Raw genomic sequence first — 19,445 nt, 5'->3', positions numbered from 1 at the left:
TGCAACCGCTCTATCCGCCTACCCGCCTGCCAGCCTGATCGCCCCCCCGCCACGCCAACCTGACGGCCAATCCATCGGCATCGCGCCGCACCTGCGCTACACTCGCGCTTTCTTCCTCGCTTCCCGCCATCCATGATCGGTCGCATCGCCGGCATCCTGCTCGAAAAGAACCCGCCCCACCTGCTCGTCGACTGCAACGGCGTCGGCTACGAGATCGACGTGCCGATGAGCACCTTCTACAACCTGCCGCAGACGGGCGAGCGCGTCGTGCTGCTCACGCAGCAGATCGTGCGCGAGGACGCGCACCTGCTGTACGGCTTCCTGACGCCGCAGGAGCGCACGACCTTCCGCGAACTGCTGAAGATCACCGGTATCGGCGCGCGCATGGCGCTGGCCGTGCTGTCCGGCATGAGCGTGCAAGAGCTCGCGCAGGCGGTGACGATGCAGGACGCCGCACGTCTCACGCGCCTGCCCGGCATCGGCAAGAAGACCGCCGAGCGCCTGCTGCTCGAGCTGAAGGGCAAGCTCGGCGCGGACCTCGGTGCGCTCGCCGGTGCCGCATCCCAGTCCGATCACGCGACCGACATCCTCAACGCGCTGCTCGCGCTCGGCTACTCGGAAAAGGAAGGCCTCGCCGCGATCAAGAACGTGCCGGCCGGCACCGGCGTGTCCGAGGGCATCAAGCTCGCGCTCAAGGCATTGTCGAAGGCATAACACCTGCCCGAACCGGCTGTCGCAGCCAGTGTCGCGCCACCGAGCGGCGCGCGCCAGTCGGCCGTTCGGCCAGTTCGACCGCGTGACCGCGCGCGGTACAATGGCCGCATGATTGAAACCGACAAACTCGCCGCCGAGCGGATCATCGCCGCCACGCCCGCCTCGTCGCACGAGGAGGTGTTCGAACGCGCGCTGCGGCCGCGCCAGCTCGACGACTACGTCGGCCAGGAAAAGGTGCGCGGCCAGCTCGAGATCTTCATCGAGGCCGCGAAGCGCCGCTCCGAGCCGCTCGATCACGTGCTGCTGTTCGGGCCGCCGGGCCTCGGCAAGACCACCCTCGCGCACATCATCGCGCGCGAGATGGGCGTGAACCTGCGCCAGACGTCGGGCCCCGTGCTCGAGCGCGCGGGCGATCTCGCCGCGCTGCTGACCAACCTCGAAGCCAACGACGTCCTGTTCATCGACGAAATCCACCGGCTGTCGCCGGTCGTCGAGGAAATCCTGTATCCGGCACTCGAGGATTACCAGATCGACATCATGATCGGCGAAGGACCGGCCGCACGCAGCGTGAAGCTCGACCTGCAGCCCTTCACGCTGGTCGGCGCAACCACGCGCGCGGGAATGCTGACCAACCCGCTGCGCGATCGCTTCGGGATCGTTGCGCGCCTCGAGTTCTACAATGCCGAGCAACTGTCGCGCATCGTGCGGCGCTCGGCGTCGCTGCTGAACGCGCAGATCGATCCGAATGGCGCGCTGGAAATCGCGAAGCGCTCGCGCGGCACGCCGCGGATCGCGAACCGGCTGCTGCGCCGCGTGCGCGACTATGCGGAAGTGAAGGCCGACGGCCAGATCACCGCGGCCGTGGCCGACGCCGCGCTCGCGATGCTCGACGTCGATCCGGTCGGCTTCGACCTGATGGACCGCAAGCTGCTCGAGGCGATCCTGCACAAGTTCGACGGCGGCCCGGTCGGTATCGACAACCTCGCGGCGGCGATCGGCGAGGAGCGCGACACGATCGAGGACGTGCTCGAACCGTACCTGATCCAGCAGGGCTTCCTGCAGCGCACGCCGCGCGGGCGCGTCGCGACGCTGCTCACGTACCGCCACTTCGGGCTCTCCGCGCCCGATGCCGGCAACACCGAACGCGGGATGTGGGATACCGCCGACGGGAAGTAACCCGCCGCCCGCGCCGCGCCTGCCATGACCACGCCGCCCAGCCCGCACCCCGCCACGCCCACGCCGGGCCCGCGTTGGATCGAACCGATCCGCAAGCGGCTCGTGGCCGGCGTCACGCACCTGACGACAGGTGGCGGCGGTCCGTCGATCGATCTGTCGTCGCCCCCCGGAGACCCGGGGCTGTTCGGCCCCGACGCCATCTGCTGGCGCGTGCATGCCGATTTCACGTCGATGATGACGGGCGGCATTGCCGCGCTGCTGCTGCAGGCGCTCCATCCGCTCGCGCTCGCGGGCGTCTGGGATCACTCGTCGTTTCGCACCGACATCCTCGGCCGCTTGCGGCGCACCGCCACGTTCATCACGGGCACGACGTTCGGCAGCCGCGCGGACGCACTCACGCTGATCGAGCGCGTAAAAACGATTCACGCGCGCGTATCGGGTACCGCGCCCGACGGCAGGCCGTACCGAGCCGACGATCCGGCGTTGCTGACCTGGGTGCATGTCGCGGAAGTATCGAGCTTCCTCGCCGCACATTTGCGCTATGTGAATCCGTCGCTGTCGGGCGAGCAGCAGGACGGCTACTACGCTGAGACGGCGTTGGTCGCCGAGCTGCTCGGCGCCCGGGATGTTCCCCGTTCGCGTGCGGAAGTCGCGGCCTATTTCACGCGCCTGCAGCCCGAACTCGAAGCCGGGCCACGCACCTTCGACGTCATGGACATCCTGCTGAATGTGCCGGTCTCTACGCCCGCGCTGCGGCCGGCTGCGTCACTGATCATGCATGCGGGCATCGACCTGCTGCCGAACTGGGCACAGCGCATGCTCGGCGTGTCGACGTTCGCGCCGCTGCGACGCGCGGTAGTCCGGCCCGGTGTCAGGGCAGTCGCCCCCGTGCTGCGCTGGGCGCTCGTCAACGGCGCGTCGAAACGCGCACGCCGCCGCGCAACCGCGACACCGCCCGACGGCAGCCCGCACGCCTGACGATCCGTCTCTTCGGATCATTTCAATTTGCCGTCAAATTCCCGTGACCGCCGCGCCGATGCGATCCATGGCGGGAAGAAGCACACGAAAGGAGAATTCGACGCGCTGCGCCGGCCGATTACGGCCGACAAGCCCGGCAGGATCGCGTACACGCTCGACTACGGAACGCGCCAAGCACCGCCGCACCAAGCCTGACATGGAAGGCGGCCCCCGGTCGGTCACGCCGGCGTAGCCGGCATGCCCGCATCAAAGTACCTTGCGATACCCGTCGTCGTCGCTCGCGGTATCCAGATGCGATACGTCGGCCCATTGCACGACTTGCGCACGGCCATCGGCGTAATCGACGACGTTGATGCTGGTGTTGAGCAACTGATAGCTGCGCGGCGCCGACAGGTCGAGACCGTTTGCAAAGCGATACACGCAATCAAGCACGCCGCCGTGCGCGACGCATGCGATGCGCCCGCCCTGATGCGCGGCGACGATCGGCTCGAGCGCATGCAGCACGCGATGATAGAACTCGCGCTGCGACTCGCCGCCGTCGGGCGCGAAACCCGGGTCGCGCGTCTGCCACGCGGCGTAGGCATCCGGAAACAGCGTCTCGATCTCGGTGCTGTCATGCCCCTGGAACACGCCGTACGCGCGTTCGCGCAGCCCTTCGCGCAACCGCAGCGGCAGCCCAAGCGCATCGGCAAAGGGTTGCGCGGTCTGCTGCGCGCGCATCAGGTCGCTCGAATAGATCGCGTCGATCCGCTGCCCTTCGTGCGCTTCCCGCGCGAGCCGGACGGCCAGCCGCTGCGCCTGCGCAAGCCCCGTGTCGGCGAGCGGAATATCGATATGGCCCTGAATGCGCTTGATGCGGTTCCAGGCGGTCTCGCCATGGCGAATGAAGAGAATCTGCGTGGTGGTCATCGCGGCGCGTCTCCGGGAAAGAATCAGGGCCGCACTTGCAGCCAGAACGTCACGGGACCGTCGTTGACGAGCGACACCTGCATGTCCGCGCCGAATTCGCCCGTCTCGACGACCGGATGACGCTCCCGCGCGGCCGCGACGAAATAGTCGAACAGGCGCGCGCCTTCGTCGGGCGGCGCGGCCGGCGTGAAGCTCGGCCGCAGCCCGCTATTGGTATCGGCGGCGAGCGTGAACTGCGACACGAGCAGCAGACCGCCGGCGCCGCCCGCGCCGTCGATGTTCGACACCGGCAGGTTCATCTTGCCGGCCGCGTCGCTGAATACGCGATAGCCGAGCAGCTTCGCGAGCAGCTTGTCGGCCGCGGCCTCGGTGTCGCCGCGCTCCGCGCAGACGAGCGCGAGCAGCCCTGCGCCGATCTCGCCCGTCGTGCGGTCGCCGACACGCACGTCGGCGCGCTTCACGCGCTGGATCAGCGCGATCATGCCGTCAGCGTGACGCGCGCGAAGCGGCGCTTGCCGACCTGGACGACGAACTCGCCGGCCTCGACCTTCAGGCCCTTGTCGGACACCGTCGCACCGTCGATCTTCACGCCACCTTGCTCGATGTTGCGCAGTGCTTCGCTCGTTGACGGCACGAGGCCCGCCTGCTTCAGCAGCTGACCGATCGCGAGCGGCGCGCCCGCGAGCGTGACCGACGGGATGTCGTCCGGCACGCCGCCCTTCGCGCGGTGATTGAAATCTTCGAGCGCACGCTCGGCGTCGGCCTGCGAGTGGAAGCGCGCGACGATCTCCTGCGCGAGCAGCACCTTGAAGTCGCGCGGATTGCGGCCGCCTTCGGCGTCGCGCTTGAAACCGGCGATTTCGTCGAGGCTGCGGAACGACAGCAGTTCGAAGTAACGCCACATCAGCGTGTCCGAGATGCTCATCAGCTTGCCGAACATGTCGGTCGGCTTCTCGCTGATGCCGACGTAGTTGCCCTTCGACTTCGACATCTTCTCGACGCCGTCGAGGCCTTCGAGCAGCGGCATCGTCAGGATGCATTGCTGTTCCTGGCCGTACTGCTTCTGCAGTTCGCGGCCGACGAGCAGGTTGAACTTCTGGTCGGTGCCGCCGAGTTCGAGGTCGGCGTTCAGCGCGACCGAGTCGTAACCCTGCATCAGCGGGTACAGGAATTCGTGGATCGAGATCGGCACGCCGCTCTGGAAGCGCTTCGTGAAATCCTCGCGCTCGAGGATCCGCGCGACCGTGTAGCGCGACGCGAGCTTGATCATCCCGTCCGCGCCGAGCGGCATCGACCATTCGCTGTTGTAGCGAATTTCGGTCTTTGCGCGGTCGAGCACGAGCGCGGCCTGTTCGAAGTAGGTCTTCGCGTTCGACTCGATCTGTTCGCGCGTGAGCGGCGGACGCGTCGCGTTGCGGCCCGACGGGTCGCCGATCAGCGACGTGAAATCACCGATCAGGAAGATCACGGTGTGGCCGAGATCCTGCAGCTGACGCATCTTGTTCAGCACGACCGTATGGCCGATGTGGATGTCGGGCGCGGTCGGATCAAGGCCGAGCTTGATGCGCAGCGGCGTGCCGGTAGCCGCGCTGCGCGCGAGCTTCTGCGCGAACTCTTCCTCGATCAGCAGTTCGTCGACACCGCGCTTCGTGACGGCGAGCGCATGGCGGACTTCGTCGGTAATCGGGAAAACAGGCTTGGAACTGGGTTCGGTGCTCATCGGTGCCGGGAAGAATGTCGCAAAGACAGGGATTTTCCCATAACTTGCGCGTGCATCGCTTAACGATGCGTCAGGTTGCGCGGATAATCGGGCGCAAGGCGCGTGGCACCGGCCCGCGCCGCTCGATCCAGGAGAACCCATCGTGCCGCAACGACATCCGCAACCCGCCAATCCGGCCGACGGCATCTACTTCGGACTGATGTCGGGAACCAGCATGGACGGCGTCGACGGCGTCGCCGTGCGTTTCGAGACCGGCCGCGCGCCGGTCGTGCTCGCGGAAGCGTTCGTCGGCTTCGCGCAATCGCTGCGCGACGCGCTGTTCGCGCTGCAGCAGCCCGGCGACAACGAGATCGATCGCGAATCGGTCGCGGCGAACGCGCTCGTCGCACGCTACGCGGTGTGCTGTCACGAGTTGCAGCGCACCGCCGGCCTGTCGCGCGACGAGATCCGCGCGATCGGCGTGCATGGCCAGACGGTCCGGCACCGTCCCGAGCGCGGCTACACGCGCCAGCTCAACAATCCGGCACTGCTCGCGGAGCTTGCCCATATCGACGTGATCGCCGATTTCCGGAGCCGCGACGTCGCGGCCGGCGGCCACGGCGCGCCGCTCGCGCCTGCGTTCCATGCGACGATGTTCGGCGCGCCGGGCGAGACGCGGGTCGTCTGCAACCTCGGCGGCATCAGCAACATCACGATCCTGCCCGGTGATGGCGGCGACGTGCGCGGCTTCGACTGCGGGCCCGCGAACGCGCTGCTCGACGCATGGGCGACGCGCCACCTCGGCAAGCCGTACGACGACGGCGGCAAGTTCGCCGCGCGCGGCACCGTGCACGCGCCGCTGCTCGACGCGCTGCTCGACGAGCCTTACTTCGCCGCGCTGCCGCCGAAAAGCACCGGCCGCGACCTGTTCAATCCCGCGTGGCTCGACGCGAAGCTCGCCGCGTTCGCGCAGGTCGCGCCGGAACACGTGCAGGCGACGCTGACGGCGCTCACCGCCATCTCGGTCGCCCGCGAAGTCGCGCAGCATGCGACGGATTGCAGGGCCGTGTTCGTCTGCGGCGGCGGCGCCCGCAATCCGGTGCTGCTCGCCGCGCTCGCGGATGCACTGCGCGAGGCTGGCGTGCCGGCAACGGTGGATACGACCGCTGCGCTCGGCGTGCCGCCGCAGCAGGTCGAAGCGCTCGCGTTCGCTTGGCTCGCGTATCGCTTCACCGCGCGCCAGCCCGGCAACCTCGCGAGCGTGACGGGTGCCGCGGACGCGCGCGTACTCGGCGCGCTTTATCCGCGCTGAGGGATGGCCCAGGATGCGATGACACGCAGGCCGCTCGGTTCGGCGGTTCGCGCCGCCCATGGGCACAAAAAACGGGGCATGAAGCCCCGTTTTTCATTCCGGCGAACCGGACAGGTTCCGTCGTGCGCTCAGACCGAGAACGACGAGCCGCACCCGCAGGTGGTCGTTGCGTTCGGGTTCTTGATCACGAACTGGGCGCCGTTGAGGTCGTCCTTGTAGTCGATCTCGGCGCCGACCAGGTACTGGTAGCTCATTGAGTCGATCAGGAGCTGGACGCCGTTCTTGTTCATCACGGTGTCGTCCTCGTTGACTTCCTCGTCGAACGTGAAGCCATACTGGAAGCCCGAGCAGCCGCCACCCTGCACGAATACGCGCAGCTTCAGGTCGGGATTGCCCTCTTCGTCGATCAGTTGCTTGACCTTGTCGGCCGCGGCGTCAGTGAAGACGAACGGTACCGGCATTTCGGCGGTCGTTGCTGCGGATTCGGTAACAGCGTTCATGCGAACTCTCCAAAAAGCTTTAGCCGCTATTGTAGGGCCGATCAGAAGATCGTGCTGATGTCCATGAAATCAATAGGTTCTTGTTGATTTCCGTAAAGGAAACCGCCCGCGGGGCACCGCCGCGCGGGCATAAAAAAACCGCCAGCGCGAAAACTGGCGGTTTTTCCGGCGAACGCCGCCCGGAAGCGGCGCGGCCATGAAGCAGAATTAACGCTTCGAGAACTGCTTTGCGCGACGTGCCTTGCGCAGACCAACCTTCTTACGCTCGACTTCACGTGCATCGCGCGTGACGAAACCTGCGTTCGACAGCGACGGCTTCAGCGTCGCATCGTAGTCGATCAGCGCGCGGGTGATGCCGTGGCGCACTGCGCCTGCCTGACCCGTTTCGCCGCCGCCATTGACGTTCACCTTGATGTCGAACGTCTGGCCGTGGTTCGTGAGTTCCAGCGGTTGACGCACGATCATCAGCGACGTTTCGCGCGAGAAGTAGTCAGCGATGGGCTTGCCGTTGACGATGATGTCGCCCTTGCCAGCCTTGATGAAGACACGTGCGACTGCGCTCTTGCGGCGGCCCGTACCGTAGTTCCAGTTACCGATCATGTGGGCTCCCCTTAGATCTCGAGCGCTTTCGGCTGTTGAGCCGAGTGCGGATGCGTCGCTTCAGCGTAGACCTTCAGCTTCTTGATCATCGCGTAGCCGAGCGGGCCCTTCGGCAGCATGCCCTTGACCGCCTTCTCGAGCGCACGGCCCGGGAAGCGTTCTTGCATCTTGCCGAACGTCGTTTCATAGATACCGCCCGGGTAGCCCGAGTGACGGTAGTACTTCTTGTCCAGAGTCTTGTTGCCCGTGACCTTCAACTTGCTTGCGTTGATGATGATGATGAAATCACCAGTGTCGACGTGCGGGGTGAACTCAGGCTTGTGCTTGCCGCGCAGACGGCGTGCCACTTCGCTGGCAACACGGCCGAGAACCTTATCCGTCGCGTCAATCACGTACCATTCACGCGTCACCTCATGGGCTTTTGCGGAAAACGTCTTCATGATCGATCCAAAAAAAATGCTTTGCCCGATGTGTTCTTCCTGCTTGTCTGTGTGCGCTTCGAGGCGCGGTGCAGGCTCTCCCTGTTCTTTTTCCGTGGGCATGAATGCGGAAAAGCCCTGAATTATAAAGGAAATACGGTAGCGCGGTCAAAAAGAATCCACGTCCCGTGCCGGCGGCACCCGAAATGGGCCAAAATCCGGTCGTGCCCCGATATGCCAGGCGAACCGAGCGCCCGGGGAGGCACCCATCGACGCGCGGTACCTGACCTTGCCGCGCCAGACCGGCCGACAACGGAAAAACAACAAGCAAGCATGATGAATCAACGACTTACGCCCCTTCTCGCGGCCGCGCTGCTGGCCGCCGCCGCGCCCGCCGTCGCGGCCCGGGCCGGCTGCGAGGCCAAGCTCGACGCACTCGACACCCGTATCGCCGACGCTCGCGGCGCCCATGCCGAAGATCGCATCGCCCGCCTGCGCGCGGTACGCGAACGCGTACGCCACTTCTGCGCGCGCGGTCATGGACACGCATCGGCCGCGCAGGTCCCGCCGCCTTCCGCCGGTTCGACCGACACGCCAACCGGCGCGGCATCGCAGGCAGTCGCACGACAGCCCGCGTAACGGCGTCAACGACACGCATCGGAGCGTGCAAACTGCGCGCCGATGCTTGCATGGGACGAAAAAAAGCCCGAACGGCTGGTTCGGGCTTAATCCACCTTAGGAGGAGGGTGGAGGAGACATGCGGAGGTTGCCGCCGCGCGACAACCAATGAGGCTCATTATACGAACGCACCGCCGACATCACAAGAAAATTTGCATTACGAAATCTCACACCATGATGCGAAATGTGACGAACTTCACGAACGAGCGCGCTTTCTCTTTTAAAATCAATACATTGGGGAAAATAGCGCAACCGGAAACCCGGTGCATCTAGAGTAATACCCCTAAAACCAGCCAGGAAATTGGCGTTCGGCGCCCCGCCAGGCGCCGTGTGCGGCGGCGCGACGTTGCGCGTCGTGCAGCGCATCAGCCGACTATTGCACCGCGGGCTACAATGCGTGATCGAATCCGAATCAGGCAACGCTGGAGTGCAAGCATGGAATGCAAAGTAAGCTGGATGGGTCAGGACGGCATGGCGTTTTCCGCCCAGACCGGAAGCGGGCACCTCGTCGCGATGGACGGCGCACCGGAAGGTGGCGGCCATAATCTCGCGCCGCGCCCGATGGAAATGGTGCTGGTCGGCACCGGCGGCTGCACCGCGTACGACGTCGTGCTGATCCTGAAGAAGAGCCGCCAGGAAGTCACCGGCTGCTCGGTCACGCTGAAGGCCGAGCGCGCGAGCGAAGATCCGAAGGTGTTCACGAAGGTCCACTTCCACTTCACCGTTACGGGCCGCAACCTGAACCCGGCGACGGTCGAGCGCGCGATCAACCTGTCACACGACAAGTACTGCTCCGCGTCGATCATGATCGCGAAGACGGCCGAGCTCACGCATTCGTTCGACATCGTCGCGGCCTGAACGCCCGGCAGCCACGCATGAAAAAAAGGGCCGGCGCTCCTGACGGAGCGCCGGCCCTTTCGCATTCGAGCGGCAAAGCAGGCCGATAAGCCGGATTCTGTGCACGCTGCGCGCCGAAGCGCACAGCGCGTGGCAGCCATTCCTCTAGGCGCGCCATTGCTGACGCGCTCAAGCTTCCTACCCGCAGACGAGACGGGGGCCCCGTCCTGCATCCGAAAATGCGCGCCTGCCTACTTGGAATTGCTCCGGGTGGAGGTTACCGTGCCGGCGAACGTCGCCGTCGCCGCGGTGCGCTCTTACCGCACCGTTTCACCCTTACCTGATCCCGGCTTGCGCCGGGCCATCGGCGGTTTGCTTTCTGTTGCCCTGTTCCGCGTGTCGCCACGGATGGCCGTTAGCCATCACCCTGCCCTGTGGAGTCCGGACTTTCCTCGCCCTCGCCTGCCCGAAGGCGGCGAGGCCGCGACTGCCTGGCCTGCTTTGCGACGCGCATTCTAGCACTGCGCGCCGCCGCCGGCAGCGCGCGAACGGCGGCCGCTGCGGAAAACCGCCGGATCGTCGTAGAACGCGGGCGCGGCATTCGCGTCACACCAGCCCGGCACGCCGAGCACCGGGAGCGGCGCGAAATCACGGCTCGTCAGGTCACGGGTCGCGAATTCGCCGGCGATCCGCTCATCGACATGCGCGGCACGCTGCGCGTCGGGCCACGAGAAATAGTCGTCGCTCACTTCGACGATCCACGTGTGCGCGGTGCAGGACTTGTACGGCGTGACGAGCTTCTCGAGCAGCGCATGGCCGACGAGCCGCGCCTCGCAGCGCGTGCCCCACGCGTCGCGCGCCGCCACCAGCAGCAGCTGCCAGTTGAAGCCGCGCAGCGCGTCGGCGAGCGCGCGGTCGGACGTCACGAACAGCGCGGCGTTCTCGTCGAACAGCGTGAGCGCATCGCGCAGCGTGCCGCGCACGGGACCGACACCGCCCGCGGCGTCGATCGCCGCGGCCTGGCGTGCGTTCAGCGCGGCCTTGGTGCGCGGATACGCGAACCAGACGAGCGCATTGAAGAAGTCATGAAGATTGTGGCGGGTCGGGACGCCGCCCGTGTCGGCGATATGCGTTTCGTATGCGATGCCTGGCGGCAGCTCCGCCTGCGGCACGAAGCGCAGCGGCCGGCCGCGGCCGCTCGCCCGCGTACCGCCGCGCAGCGCACCGTTCAACGCGTCGAGCAACGCGGTCTCGCCCGTGATCGCAGCCGCCTGCAGCGCACGACCGGGCGCCGCGTAAGGCGCGAGCCACGGCGCTGACCAGTCGATCTGCGCGAATACCGCCGCCCCGCCGCCGGCCGTCAGGCCGGCCCCGCGCGGCGGCGTGCCGGTCACGCGAACTTCCAGCCGATCGTTTCGCCGGCGCGCAGCGGCACGACCGGCGTATCGCCCGCGAAGACCTCGCGCGGCAGTTCCCACGTCTCGCGGCGCAGCGTGATCGTCTCGGTGCTGTGCGGCAGCCCGTAGAAATCGGCGCCGAAACGGCTCGCGAAATTCTCCAGCTTGTCGAGCGCGCCGGCCTGGTCGAACGCTTCCGCATACAGCTCGAGCGCGTGTAATGCCGTGTAGCAGCCCGCGCACCCGCACGCGGTTTCCTTCGCGTCGCGCGCGTGCGGCGCGCTGTCGGTGCCGAGGAAGAAGCGCGGGTTGCCCGACGTCGCGGCTTCGACGAGCGCGACGCGGTGCGTTTCGCGCTTCAGCACCGGCAGGCAGTAGTAATGCGGGCGAATCCCGCCGACGAACAGCGCGTTGCGGCTGTACAGCATGTGCTGCGGCGTGATCGTCGCGCCGAGCAGGCCCGGCGCCGCGTCGGCGTCGCGCACGTAGTCGGCCGCGTCCTTCGTCGTGATGTGCTCGAACACGACCTTCAGGCCAGGGAAATCGCGCCGCAGCGGCGTCATCACGCGGTCGATGAACACCTTCTCGCGATCGAACATGTCGATCGCCGGATCGGTCACCTCGCCATGCACGAGCAGCGGCATGCCGGTTTCCTGCATGACCTCGAGCGTCTTCGCGCACTTCGCGAGATCGCTGACGCCATGGTCGGAGTTCGTCGTCGCGCCGGCCGGATACAGCTTCACGCCATGCACGAAGCCGCTGTCGCGCGCGCGGATGATTTCGTCGGGCGCCGTGTTGTCGGTCAGGTACAGCGTCATCAGCGGCTCGAACGCCATGCCCGCCGGCAGCGCGGCCAGGATTCGCTCGCGATACGCCTGTGCCTGCGCGGTGGTCGTGACGGGCGGCTTCAGGTTCGGCATGACGATCGCGCGGGCGAACTGGCGCGCCGTGTGCGGCAGCACCGCGGCCAGCATGTCGCCGTCGCGCAGGTGCAAGTGCAGGTCGTCGGGACGGGCGAGCGTGAGCGTCGCCGGAGAGGAAGCGTTCGAGGCAGTCATAGGAGGCGTTGTAGGAACGGGCTGGCCATCTGCGGGGCCGGAACGCACGTGCGCGGCCCGACTGACGGCAAACCGCAACACGAGGCCTTCGGCCGGCGGAATCCGCTTTTTTCCGCTCAAGGCTCGGTGATATGCTAGAAGCCACATTGTACCGGGGTTCACCCGGTTGGTTACCCAGCTTCCGCCCCCGCCCCAAGTAAAATGTGCCAACTTCTAGGAATGAACTGCGCCGCGCCGACGGACGTCACATTCTCCTTCACAGGTTTCGCGGCCCGGGGCGGCCTCACCGATCACCATGCCGACGGCTGGGGGATCGCGTTCTTCGAGGACAAGGCGTGTCGCCTGTTCATCGACCAGCAGGCGTCGGCCACGTCGCCGATCGCCGAAATGGTGAAGCGCTACCCGATCAAGTCCAAGAACACGATCGCGCACATCCGCAAGGCCACACAGGGTCACATCCTGCTCGAGAACAGCCACCCGTTCATGCGCGAGCTGTGGGGGCGGCACTGGATCTTCGCGCATAACGGCGATCTGCAGGACTACGAACCCGACCTCGACGGCAGCGTCTACCATCCGGTCGGCACGACCGACAGCGAGAAGGCGTTCTGCGTGCTGATGCAGGGGCTGCGCGAAGCGTTCCCCGGCGCGCAGCCGCCGTTGCCGGAGCTGTTCGAGCGCGTCGGCGAGCTGACGCGCGGCATCACCGATCACGGCGTGTTCAACTTCCTGATGTCGAACGGCCAGGCGCTCTTCGCGCACTGCTCGACGCGGCTGCACTACATCGTGCGGCGCTGGCCGTTCTCGACCGCGCATCTGGTCGACGAAGACCTGTCAATCGACTTTGCGAAATACACGACGCCCGAGGATCGCGTCGCGGTGATCGCCACGCAGCCGTTGACCGACAACGAAATCTGGACCTCGTTCGAACCGGGCGAGCTGATCATGTTCCAGTGCGGCGACGTCACCGCGCGGATGCAGATTCCGGTGCCCGAACGCGTGCTCGAGAAGCTGCGCAACCCGGCGCTCGACGCATCGGCGTCGGCCCCGTGCGGCGGTGTGCGGCGCGAGGCGGTGGCGGCCAGCACCGCGGACGACGCCGACGACCCGATCGACTACTGAGCGCGCCGCGCTCCCGGGCGCCCGCCCTTCCCGCCTTCCGCTTGTGCGCGCGCATCACTGCCGGTGATCACCGGCAATGAAAGTCTCCGCCCGGCGACGTTTCGCGTTTCATTCAGATCACCATTGGATGCACGCGATCATCGCCACACAACATCCGCTTTTATTTTATTAATTTTCAAGCGAAAATAATTAACCGATAAAAAACAAGATAAAAGCGGTCTAAAACGGATAATCCGGAAGCCGTAGTTTAAAGCACGAGCCCGATACTGACCGTGCGTTATCCCACCGACCTGGCGATTCCGCCCGGTCTATAGGAAAGCCAACCAAACCCTTCCCCACCAAGGCTTTCAGTTCGATTAACCACACAATCCATAAATACCACTCCATACCGTTACCATCCCCACATATCTTGATTTTTCGAAAATCGACCATCCCGTCGATTAGTAGACTCGCTCCATCTTCGGTGTAACGAATCCTGATTGGCACTCGACGCAGCCATGGCTGCCGCACGCCCATTCGAAACACACATCACCGTGGAATGCGCATTCGCCGCAGACGGCGAATACCACTTCAAAAGAAGAAAGAGGGGCTTGTCGTGAATCACTCATTTCGATCGATATGGAGCGAAACCGCCGGCTGCTGGGTCGCGGTTGCGGAAACGGCCCGGGCGCGCGGCAAGCGTTCGGGCAACCAATCGGCCGCAAGCCGCCGTGACGGCCGCACGGCGATCCGCCGCTCGCCGCTGCGCGTCGCCGCGCTCGGGGCCGCGCTGGCCGCGCTGTCGGCCGGCTCCGCGTACGCATCGACCTGCGGTGACGGTTCGGCGGTCGCGAGCGGCGGCAGTTGCGCGCTCGGCAGCGTCAGCCCAACCGTCAACGACAACCTGGCCGGCGCCACGACCGTGTCGGGCGGCGACACGGTCGGCGTGACGGGTGCATGGACGGGTGCCGCCGGCGACCCCGGCTATACGCTCACGCCGATCGGCAATACGTCCATCGTGTCGGGCAACCCGAACCAGCCGCTGCTGTCACTCGGCGGCAAGACGCAGAGCGTCAGCACGCCCGACACGATTACGGGCACCCATACGTCGATCGCCACGTACAGCTCGTCCGCATTCGCTGCGTCGACGGCCGGCTCGAACGAGGTGCCCGTCTACCATGACGTGAACGGGAACCAGTACGTGAACCTGCGGATCGGCACCGTCGACAACACCGGCGGCACGTTGAACGTGTCGATCGGCAATCCCGCGAATGCGCCAGACGCGGCCGGCAACGCGATCTCGATCGCGCCGAAGCAGACCGACCTGACCTTCGCGGACGGCGCCGGCTCAGCAAAAAGCGTCGTCAACTGGAATTCGCGCAACCAGGTCTGGCTCGGCACCGGCGACTATCTCGCGAGCGGCGGTGCCGTTGGCAATCTCCAGGTCGACGTCCCGGCCTACGCGGGCACCTTCACCGCATTCGACGGCAGCACGTGGACCGTCACCGACGCCGCGTCGCTCGCCGCGTACAACGACTTTCTCGTGCGCTCGGTGCAAAGCGGCGCGCTCGGCTCGCAGGCCGCCTACGACAGCGCGTTCGGCCAGGCCGTCACGTTCTCGCAGCAAACCTTCCAGTATCAGAACAACGTATCGTCGGGCGACAAGAACACGCTGCCGATCGATCATCTGTCGGCGATGCACGGCACGGGCGCGAACGCGACACTGCAAATCGGCAAGGACGGCCAGATCGACTTCCGCGGCACCAATACGATCGTCTCGAGTTCGGCCGTCCTCGCGGAAAACGGCGCGCACTTCGTCAACGACGGCCGCCTGTCGGGCGACTTCACGCTGGTGCGCCTGCTGAGCGGCGCGAGCGGCGTCAACAGCGGCACGATCTCGTCCGGCTATGCGTCCGGCGACAATTTCGACACGAGCAGCAGCGCGCCGCCCGACAACTTCGGCTTCCACGCGTACACCGAGGGCAATGGCGTGTACGCAAGCGGCACCGGTACCTCGTTCGTCAACAACGGGGTGATGAACGTCGGCGCATGGACGCTCGACGGCAACCGCCCCGACCTGCAGAACTACGCGGTGGCCGTGACGAACGGTGCGAACGCGTCGAACGCCGGCACGATCAACGTCGGCGTCAACGCGACGACGCTCGACAGCCAGGTGATCGGCGGCTTCGTGGCCGGCGGCGCCTTCACGAACGCGGCCGGCGGCACGATCTATCTCGGCCGTGCGGCACAATACGGACCAGGGGCAGCGGCGAACGACGTCGCGCTGTCCGCGCATTCCTACGGGCTCCTGCTCGGCGCATCGGGCACCGCCAGCAACCTCGGCTCGATCGTGATCGGCTCGCAGACGCAAAACGGCGCCGGGATGGCGAGCATCGGTTCGTCGTCCGGCACGCTGCGCAACGCGGGCACGATCATCGTGAACGGTGCGGCACCCGGTACGCCGTTCGCCAACGTCGGCATGCTCGCGGCCAATACGGCCGCGACCGTGACCAACACGGGCACGATCACGCTGAACGGCGTGAACGGCATCGGCATCATGGTGGTCGGCACCGGTTCGACCGCGACGGCCGCGACGTCGACCGGCACGATCAACGTGGCCGGCGGGCTCGATTCGGCGTCGGACACGCGCAACTATGGCGTGTGGGCCGAAGGGCCGCGCGCGAAGGCCACGGTCGACGGCGCGCTCAACCTGACCGGTAACGGCGCGATCGGCGTCCACGCGCGCTCGGGCGCGACGATCAACGTCGACGCCAACGCCGTGCCCGCCTTCATGTCCGGCACGAACCAGATCGGTTTCTACGCATACGGCGCTGGCTCGAAGATCAACGTCGCCGCGCAGCACCTGAGCGTCGATACCGACGATTCGACGCTGTTCCGCATCGCGGGCGGCGCGGCCTATACGGGCGCGTCGGCGGCCGGCACGCTGACGACCGACGTGAACGGCCAGCGCGCGCGCGGCGTGCTCGCCACGGGTGCCGGCACGACGCTGTCCACGGGCCACGCCACCTACAACGTCAACGGCGCGGACGGCATCGCGGTCGCAGTCGAAGGCGGCGCGGAGGGCACGATCGACTCGGGCGCGACCATCGACCTGAATGCGGCCGGCGCGATCGCGGGCACCGTCGACGGCCAGGCACACGCCCTTACCGGAGCGAACGCCGGAACGCCGGTCGCGACGACGCTGACCAACAACGCGGCGGTCGCGTCGTCGACGGCCGGCGTGACCGGCTTCGTCGCGCAAAACCTCGGCACGCTCGAGAACCGCAATACGGTGCTGCTGACCGGCGCCGGCTCGACGGGGGTTGTCATCGGCACGCTCGGCACGGTGAACAACGCGTCGGCGATCCGCGTATCGAACGGCACCGGTGCGCTCGTGCAGGGCGCGTCGGCAACGCTTGCCAACGCGGGCACGATCGAGGCGGACGACGGCATCGCCGGCGTTCACCTGACGGGTACCGGCGCGTCGGTCGCCCTGTCGGGCGCGGGCACCGTCGTCGCGAAGGGCAGCGCCGACGGCGTGCTGATCGACTCGACCGTGTCGGGCGGCGGGATCGCAGCCGGCGCGACGTCGATCGCGGTGGGGGGCGTGGGCAACGGCATCGACAACCTCGGCTCGAACACGACGATCGTGCTGTCAGGTACGCAGATCGGCACGACCGGCGCCGGCGCCGACGGACTGTCGTCGACGGGCGCCGGCGCGCGCATCGCGACCGATGCGGCGACCGTCGTGCGCACCGTCGGCGACGACGCGCGCGGCCTCTTCGTGACGGGCCCGGATTCGACGCTCGCGGCCGACGGTACGACCGTCACGACGACGGGTGCCGGCGCGCACGCGATCGTGGCGGGCGGCGGCGCGACCGCACTGCTGTCGGGCGCGAAGGTCTCCACGGCGGGCACGGCAGCCGACGGCCTCGTCGTACGGAACGGCGGCCGCATCGGCGACACGGGTTCGTCGATCACGAGCGCGGCCGGCAACGGCGCGACGGTCGACGGCGGCGGCGTGCTCGCGCTGACCGGCACGACGCTCAAGGGCGCGACGGCCGGCGTGCTGAGCACCGACACGCTCGCGACCGGCGCGACGAGCGCAGTGCTCGTCGACGGCGGCAGCGTCGCGTCCGTCGCCGGGCCGGCGTTCGCGGCGCGCGGCGGCACGGTCGATATCGCGGTGCGCAACGGCACCGTCGTGACGGCCGGCAACGGCACACTGCTGGACCTCGCGAACGGGAGCACCGCGACCTTCAACGCATCGGCCGTGAATCTCGCTGGCGACATCGTGTCGGACGCGTCGAGCACCGGCAACGTGTTCCTGACGAACGGCACGACCCTCACCGGCAAGATCGATCCGGTCGCGCTCACCGTGGACGGCACGAGCACGTGGCACATGACCGGCAGCTCCGTGCTGAGCAGCCTGAACAACGCGGGTCTGGTTGCATTCGCCGCGCCGTCCGGCGCGCCGACGGCGGCAGGCAGCTACCGGACGCTGACGACCGGCAGTTACGTCGGCAACGGCGGCACGATCGCGCTGAACACCTATCTCGGCGCCGATGCCTCGCCGACCGACCGGCTGATCGTGAACGGCGGTGCCGCGACCGGCACGACGGGGCTGAAGATCGCGAACACAGGCGGCACCGGCGCGCAGACGACGGGCGAAGGGATTCCGGTGGTCGTCACGGCCAACGGCGGCACGACCTCCGCATCGGCGTTCCATCTCGCTGGCCCGGTGCAGGCCGGCGCATACGAATACCGGCTCTACCGAGGCGGACAGAGCGATGCGAACGGCTGGTATCTGCGCTCGCAACTCGACCCGACGGACCCGGGCGATCCGGTCGGCCCGAACGTCATCAAAGGCGGCGGCAATCTCGCGTACCGTCCGGGCGTCGCAGGCTATGCGATGACGCCGCTGCTGAACGCGGACTACGGCTTCTCGACGCTCGGCAAGCTGCACGAGCGCGTCGGCGACATCTACAACCTCGAGAAGCAGGCGTCGGGCAACCGCGACGGTGTGTGGGGCCGCATCGGCGGACAGAGCCTCGATGCGAACGCGGGCCGCTTCGCGGCCGACGAGCGCACGTTCTTCGCGCAGTTCGGCAAGGACTGGACGCTCGATCAGGCACCCGGCGGCGGCAGCACGCATGCGGGCGTGACGGCGAGCATCGGCGTCGCGAACGCGAGCTTCAGCGACATGGCACGCGCCGACGCAGCGGGCCTGTCGACGTCGACGGGCTCGGTCGAGATGCACGCGCAGAGCATCGGCGGCTACTGGACGCGCTACCTGTCCGACGGCACCTACTTCGACAGCGTCGGCCAGGTCACGCACTACGGCAACCGCTATCGCGACAGCTACGGCAACGAGGCATCGCAGAACGGCTTCGGCATCGCACTGTCGCAGGAGGTCGGCAAGCCGTTCGGGATCGGCGGCACACCGATCGCGGTCGAGCCGCAGGCGCAGCTGATGTACCAGTACCTGAAGCTGAACGGGTTCGACGACAATGTGTCGGCCGTGTCGGGCACGACGACCAGTGCGTTGCGCGGACGCGTCGGCGTGCGCATCTTCCGGCCAAACCTCGACGCGAACGCGGGTGGCGGCGCCGCGACGCCGTACTTCACGGCCGACGTGCTGCACGACTTCCTGTCGCCAGGCCAGACCGTCGTCGGCGGCACGCCGTTCGCGACGCACCTGGGCCGCACGTGGTACGAGCTCGGCCTTGGCGTGACCGCGGGCTTCGGCAAGTCGGGCGAGTTGTACGCGAACGTGAAATATGCGCGCAACATCGGCGGCGATTACCGGCGCGGCATCACCGGGCAGGTTGGCTACCGCTACAGCTGGTAACGCCGGGGGCCGGAATCCGTTCGTCGCCAGCGGCGGGCGACGGACGGCAGGCGAAAAAAAACCGCCCGGCGTTCGGCCGGGCGGTTTGCGCTTTCCGCGCGCACGAAGCGCGCGACGCACGCGTGCTCAGTGCAGGATTTTCGCGAGGAAGTCCTTCGCGCGATCCGACTTCGGATTCGAGAAGAAATCGTCCTTGCGGTCGTCCTCGACGATCGCGCC

At 67.0% G+C, this 19,445-nt stretch carries 16 protein-coding genes, 1 other RNA gene and 2 pseudogenes; 9 read left to right on the top strand and 10 right to left on the bottom strand.

Annotation, left to right across the window (positions count from 1 at the left end):
- The first annotated feature begins 132 nt into the window (after positions 1–132).
- The 4 genes and pseudogenes from ruvA to WS75_RS34135 form a co-directional block, all read left to right on the top strand.
- Positions 133–714, top strand: coding sequence for a Holliday junction branch migration protein RuvA (gene ruvA / locus WS75_RS15230; protein ID WP_059451998.1), 582 nt, complete (start codon positions 133–135; stop codon positions 712–714).
- A gap of 108 nt (positions 715–822) precedes the next feature.
- Positions 823–1,890, top strand: coding sequence for a Holliday junction branch migration DNA helicase RuvB (ruvB, locus tag WS75_RS15225; protein WP_059681221.1), 1,068 nt, complete (start codon positions 823–825; stop codon positions 1,888–1,890).
- Positions 1,891–1,914: 24 nt separating this feature from the next.
- Complete coding sequence (locus tag WS75_RS15220; protein ID WP_059681220.1) at positions 1,915–2,868, top strand: oxygenase MpaB family protein; 954 nt, start codon at positions 1,915–1,917, stop codon at positions 2,866–2,868.
- Between the two features lie 51 nt (positions 2,869–2,919).
- A pseudogene (locus WS75_RS34135) lies at positions 2,920–3,063 on the top strand (ParB/Srx family N-terminal domain-containing protein); the annotation flags it as partial.
- A 51-nt stretch (positions 3,064–3,114) separates the two neighbouring features.
- Here the strand turns inward: WS75_RS34135 and WS75_RS15215 are convergent.
- Genes WS75_RS15215 through tyrS form a run of 3 tightly spaced genes read right to left on the bottom strand, consistent with a single transcriptional unit; the run spans position 3,115 to position 5,497 of the window.
- Positions 3,115–3,777 carry a histidine phosphatase family protein gene (locus tag WS75_RS15215; RefSeq protein WP_059681219.1) on the bottom strand — a complete coding sequence of 221 codons (663 nt, stop codon included), beginning with the start codon at positions 3,775–3,777 and terminating at the stop codon, positions 3,115–3,117.
- A 23-nt stretch (positions 3,778–3,800) separates the two neighbouring features.
- Positions 3,801–4,259 (bottom strand): D-aminoacyl-tRNA deacylase, encoded by a 459-nt coding sequence (gene dtd, locus WS75_RS15210; protein ID WP_006751891.1) that lies wholly within the window; start codon positions 4,257–4,259, stop codon positions 3,801–3,803.
- On the bottom strand, positions 4,256–5,497 hold the full coding sequence (gene tyrS, locus WS75_RS15205) for a tyrosine--tRNA ligase (RefSeq protein ID WP_059681218.1): 1,242 nt from the start codon (positions 5,495–5,497) through the stop codon (positions 4,256–4,258). Before tyrS ends, dtd begins: the two co-directional genes overlap by 4 nt.
- A 142-nt stretch (positions 5,498–5,639) precedes the next feature.
- Here tyrS and WS75_RS15200 point away from each other — a divergent pair, with 142 nt between their 5' ends.
- The gene (locus WS75_RS15200) at positions 5,640–6,788 is read left to right on the top strand and encodes an anhydro-N-acetylmuramic acid kinase (RefSeq protein ID WP_059681217.1); all 1,149 of its coding nucleotides are present in this window, start codon (positions 5,640–5,642) and stop codon (positions 6,786–6,788) included.
- 128 nt (positions 6,789–6,916) lie between these two features.
- Here WS75_RS15200 and erpA read toward each other — a convergent pair whose 3' ends face one another.
- From erpA to rplM, 3 genes are all read right to left on the bottom strand, one after another.
- Positions 6,917–7,288 carry an iron-sulfur cluster insertion protein ErpA gene (gene erpA / locus WS75_RS15195; RefSeq protein WP_006751888.1) on the bottom strand — a complete coding sequence of 124 codons (372 nt, stop codon included), beginning with the start codon at positions 7,286–7,288 and terminating at the stop codon, positions 6,917–6,919.
- A 207-nt stretch (positions 7,289–7,495) separates the two neighbouring features.
- Complete coding sequence (gene rpsI, locus WS75_RS15190) at positions 7,496–7,888, bottom strand: 30S ribosomal protein S9 (protein WP_011883283.1); 393 nt, start codon at positions 7,886–7,888, stop codon at positions 7,496–7,498.
- A gap of 11 nt (positions 7,889–7,899) precedes the next feature.
- Positions 7,900–8,328: a 50S ribosomal protein L13 gene (gene rplM / locus WS75_RS15185; protein ID WP_009687896.1), complete on the bottom strand. Its 429-nt coding sequence runs from the start codon at positions 8,326–8,328 to the stop codon at positions 7,900–7,902.
- A 312-nt stretch (positions 8,329–8,640) separates the two neighbouring features.
- Here rplM and WS75_RS34585 point away from each other — a divergent pair, with 312 nt between their 5' ends.
- Positions 8,641–8,946: a DUF1090 family protein gene (locus WS75_RS34585; RefSeq protein WP_059681216.1), complete on the top strand. Its 306-nt coding sequence runs from the start codon at positions 8,641–8,643 to the stop codon at positions 8,944–8,946.
- 432 nt (positions 8,947–9,378) lie between these two features.
- On the top strand, positions 9,379–9,843 hold the full coding sequence (locus WS75_RS15175; protein ID WP_081060216.1) for an OsmC family protein: 465 nt from the start codon (positions 9,379–9,381) through the stop codon (positions 9,841–9,843).
- A 70-nt stretch (positions 9,844–9,913) separates the two neighbouring features.
- Here WS75_RS15175 and rnpB read toward each other — a convergent pair.
- From rnpB to pyrC, 3 genes are all read right to left on the bottom strand, one after another.
- Positions 9,914–10,325, bottom strand: an RNA gene (rnpB, locus tag WS75_RS15170) — RNase P RNA component class A.
- A 12-nt stretch (positions 10,326–10,337) separates the two neighbouring features.
- Positions 10,338–11,216: a DUF3025 domain-containing protein gene (locus WS75_RS15165; protein WP_059681215.1), complete on the bottom strand. Its 879-nt coding sequence runs from the start codon at positions 11,214–11,216 to the stop codon at positions 10,338–10,340.
- Positions 11,213–12,277, bottom strand: coding sequence for a dihydroorotase (gene pyrC / locus WS75_RS15160; RefSeq protein WP_059681214.1), 1,065 nt, complete (start codon positions 12,275–12,277; stop codon positions 11,213–11,215). Before pyrC ends, WS75_RS15165 begins: the two co-directional genes overlap by 4 nt.
- Before the next feature lie 201 nt (positions 12,278–12,478).
- Here pyrC and WS75_RS15155 point away from each other — a divergent pair, with 201 nt between their 5' ends.
- Positions 12,479–13,396 carry a class II glutamine amidotransferase gene (locus WS75_RS15155; RefSeq protein ID WP_059681213.1) on the top strand — a complete coding sequence of 306 codons (918 nt, stop codon included), beginning with the start codon at positions 12,479–12,481 and terminating at the stop codon, positions 13,394–13,396.
- A gap of 595 nt (positions 13,397–13,991) precedes the next feature.
- Complete coding sequence (locus WS75_RS15150) at positions 13,992–19,226, top strand: autotransporter outer membrane beta-barrel domain-containing protein (protein WP_059681212.1); 5,235 nt, start codon at positions 13,992–13,994, stop codon at positions 19,224–19,226.
- A 126-nt stretch (positions 19,227–19,352) separates the two neighbouring features.
- Here the strand turns inward: WS75_RS15150 and WS75_RS32155 are convergent.
- Positions 19,353–19,445: pseudogene (locus WS75_RS32155) on the bottom strand (amino acid ABC transporter ATP-binding protein); the annotation flags it as partial.

It is taken from the genome of Burkholderia sp. FL-7-2-10-S1-D7, assembly GCF_001524185.1.
Classification (GTDB): Bacteria; Pseudomonadota; Gammaproteobacteria; order Burkholderiales; family Burkholderiaceae; genus Burkholderia; species Burkholderia diffusa.
This window is presented reverse-complemented; position numbering and strand designations above follow the sequence as displayed.